This window comes from Streptomyces sp. URMC 127 (genome assembly GCF_051386535.1).
In the GTDB taxonomy this organism is placed as follows: Bacteria; Actinomycetota; Actinomycetes; order Streptomycetales; family Streptomycetaceae; genus Streptomyces.
The window spans coordinates 1-2,481 of sequence record NZ_JBPQTW010000402.1; the positions used below are offsets into that span (position 1 = coordinate 1).

Sequence of the window (2,481 nt, forward strand, 5' to 3'; positions counted from 1 at the left end):
CCGCGTCATGGACGAGCAGGGCGATCTGGACCCGGTTGTTGAGGTCAAGCTTGGTGAGGATGCGCGAGACGTGCGTCTTGACCGTGGCCACGCTCAGATAGAGCGCGCGGGCGATCTCCGCGTTGGACTGCCCGCGGCCCACCGCCACGGCGACGGCCCGCTCCCGGTCGTTGAGCAGGGCCAGCCGCGCCCGGGCCCGGTCTTCCCGGGTGTCCCGCTCCTGCTTCTGCTCATGGCCCGTGACCCGGGTGATCAGCTGCTGCGTCACGGCGGGGGAGAGGACCGGCTCTCCCGCCGCCACGCGGCGCACCGCCGCGACGATCTCGGCCGGCGGGGTGTCCTTGAGGACGAAGCCCGCCGCCCCGGCGCGCAGGGCCCGCAGCACCTGCTCGTCGGCGTGGAACGTGGTCAGGACGATGACCTCCGGGGCCTGCTCGCGGCGGCGCAGCTCCTCGGTCGCGGCCAGGCCGTCCATGGCCGGCATGCGGATGTCCATCAGGATGACGTCCGGCGTGTGCTGGTCGACGAGCGCGGCCACCTCCGTGCCGTCAGCGGCCTCGCCGACGATGCGGATGTCGGGCAGGCCGCCCAGCATGAACGACAGGCCGGCGCGCACCAGCGGGTCGTCGTCGACGAGCAGGACCCGGATCGGCGGGACGTGCGGCGAGCCGGGCTCGCCCGGGGCTGCCGGGTGCTGGGGATGCCCGGGGCCGTGCGGGTGCTGCGGGGCGTTCATGGCCGCCACGGTAGCCAGCCGTGGACGCGGAAGCCGCCGTCGGGGGTCGGGCCGTGCGAACAGCGGCCGCCTGCGAGGGCGGCACGCTCGGTCAGCCCGATGAGGCCCTGCCCGGAACCGGGCACGGAGGCGCCGCTCCGTGCAGCAGCCCCGTCCGTCCCGCCGCGCTCGCTCGGTCCGTCTTCCGTGCCCCGTTCACCCGGCTCGGCAGGCTTGCCTGATGCGGCGGGCTTGCCGACCGGCGGGTTGGTGACCTCCACCGTCAGGCCCGCCTCCGGGGAGCCCTCCACCCGGACGCTCACCTCGGCTCCTCCGGCGTGCTTACGGGCATTGGTCAGTGCCTCCTGAACGATCCGGTACACCGTGCGGCCCGTGGCGTCCGGCACCGTGGCGGCGTCGGTCACGCGCTGGTCGAGCAGCACCTCCATGCCCGCCTGCCGGGACTCCTCCACCAGCTCCTCCAGCGCCGCCAGCGTGGGCTGCGGGCGGTCGCCGCCGCCGTCCGCGCCGGGGGCGCGTAGCACCCCGATCACCTCGCGCAGCTCTTCCAGAGCCTGGTGGGCGCTGTCGCGGATCACCCCGGCGGCCCGGGCGACCTCCGCGGGCGGCGCGTCCGGCCGGAACTCCAGCGCGCCCGCGTGCACGCACAGCAGTGACAGCCGGTGCGCGAGGACGTCGTGCATCTCGCGGGCGATGCGTTCTCTGGCGAGGCGCTGGGCCCGCTCGGCGCGGAGCCGGGCCTCGGACTCGGCGCGCCGGGCGCGCTCGCGCAGCGACAGGACCAGCTGGCGCCGGGACCGGACGAACATGCCCCAGCCGATGACGGTGGAGACCAGCAGCACGCCCGTGGCCGTCGCGGCGAGGAAGGGCAGGTCGGGGTCGGGGCGGACGGCTGCCTGAAGGGGCTCGCTGAGCAGGGCGAGCCCTCCGACGGCGGCCGCGGTCCGGAACGGCCGGTGCACCGCCACGGTGAACACCGCCACCAGCATGGCTCCGGAGGCCGGGGGCACCACCGTGCTGACCACGACGAGGGTCACGGCCAGGGGCACCGGCCACCGGCGGCGCATCCACAGGGCGACGCAGGCGAGGGCGCCCACGACCTGGTCGGCGAGGAGCAGCGCCTCCGAGACATCCGGGGCCCGGCCCAGGGCGTCGGCGGACAGGATGCCGATCACGGCCGCGAGCGCGAGGCAGAGGATGTCCACGCACCAGTCGCGCAAGCTGCGCGCCGAGCGCGGCCGCTCCTCCGTCATCGCTTCTGCCATCCCGTCCATGAACAGCCAATTTACTGACCCGGAGGAGGCGGCGGGGGTGCCGGACAGCGGTCGTGTACCAAAGTCGTGGAGGACGAGACTTTGGATGCTGCGGGGGCTGCGGAACGCTGCTTCGGTCGGTGCTGACGCAGCCTTCCGGGCGATGACCGGGGCCGGGCGGCGGCCCGAGCATGGCAGGCATGAAGAAGACGTTCGAGATCCTCGGGTTCATCCTCGCGCTGCAGGGCCTGGGCGGCATCGTCCACGCCCTCACCGGCTGGTTCCGGTACGGGGTCGTGGTGCGCCACCTCGGCTTCCTCGACGGTTACGAGATCTACGCGAGCATCGTGCTCGCCGTCCTCGGCGTGAGCATGCTCATAGCCTCCGACAAGGCGGGCAGCCGGCCCCGCGCCGGCTCCGGCGACCGGACCCCTATATAACCGGCCGCGCACACGAGGCCGGCGTGGGCGACCGCAGGGCGGGGCGGGGTGG

Annotated in this window: 3 protein-coding genes; 1 reads left to right on the forward strand and 2 read right to left on the reverse strand. The window is 74.4% G+C overall.

Features of this window, described 5'->3' with window-relative positions; genetic code table 11:
• Positions 1–736: response regulator (locus ACSNOH_RS34440; protein WP_436725385.1), on the reverse strand; the 736-nt coding region annotated here is incomplete at its 3' end.
• On the reverse strand, positions 733–2,001 hold the full coding sequence (locus ACSNOH_RS34445) for a sensor histidine kinase (protein WP_436725387.1): 1,269 nt from the start codon (positions 1,999–2,001) through the stop codon (positions 733–735). The genes ACSNOH_RS34445 and ACSNOH_RS34440, both read right to left, overlap by 4 nt.
• A gap of 188 nt (positions 2,002–2,189) precedes the next feature.
• On the opposite strand from ACSNOH_RS34445, the gene ACSNOH_RS34450 reads away from it, so the two are divergent.
• Positions 2,190–2,429 carry a hypothetical protein gene (locus ACSNOH_RS34450; RefSeq protein WP_436725386.1) on the forward strand — a complete coding sequence of 80 codons (240 nt, stop codon included), beginning with the start codon at positions 2,190–2,192 and terminating at the stop codon, positions 2,427–2,429.
• Positions 2,430–2,481: the final 52 nt, after the last annotated feature.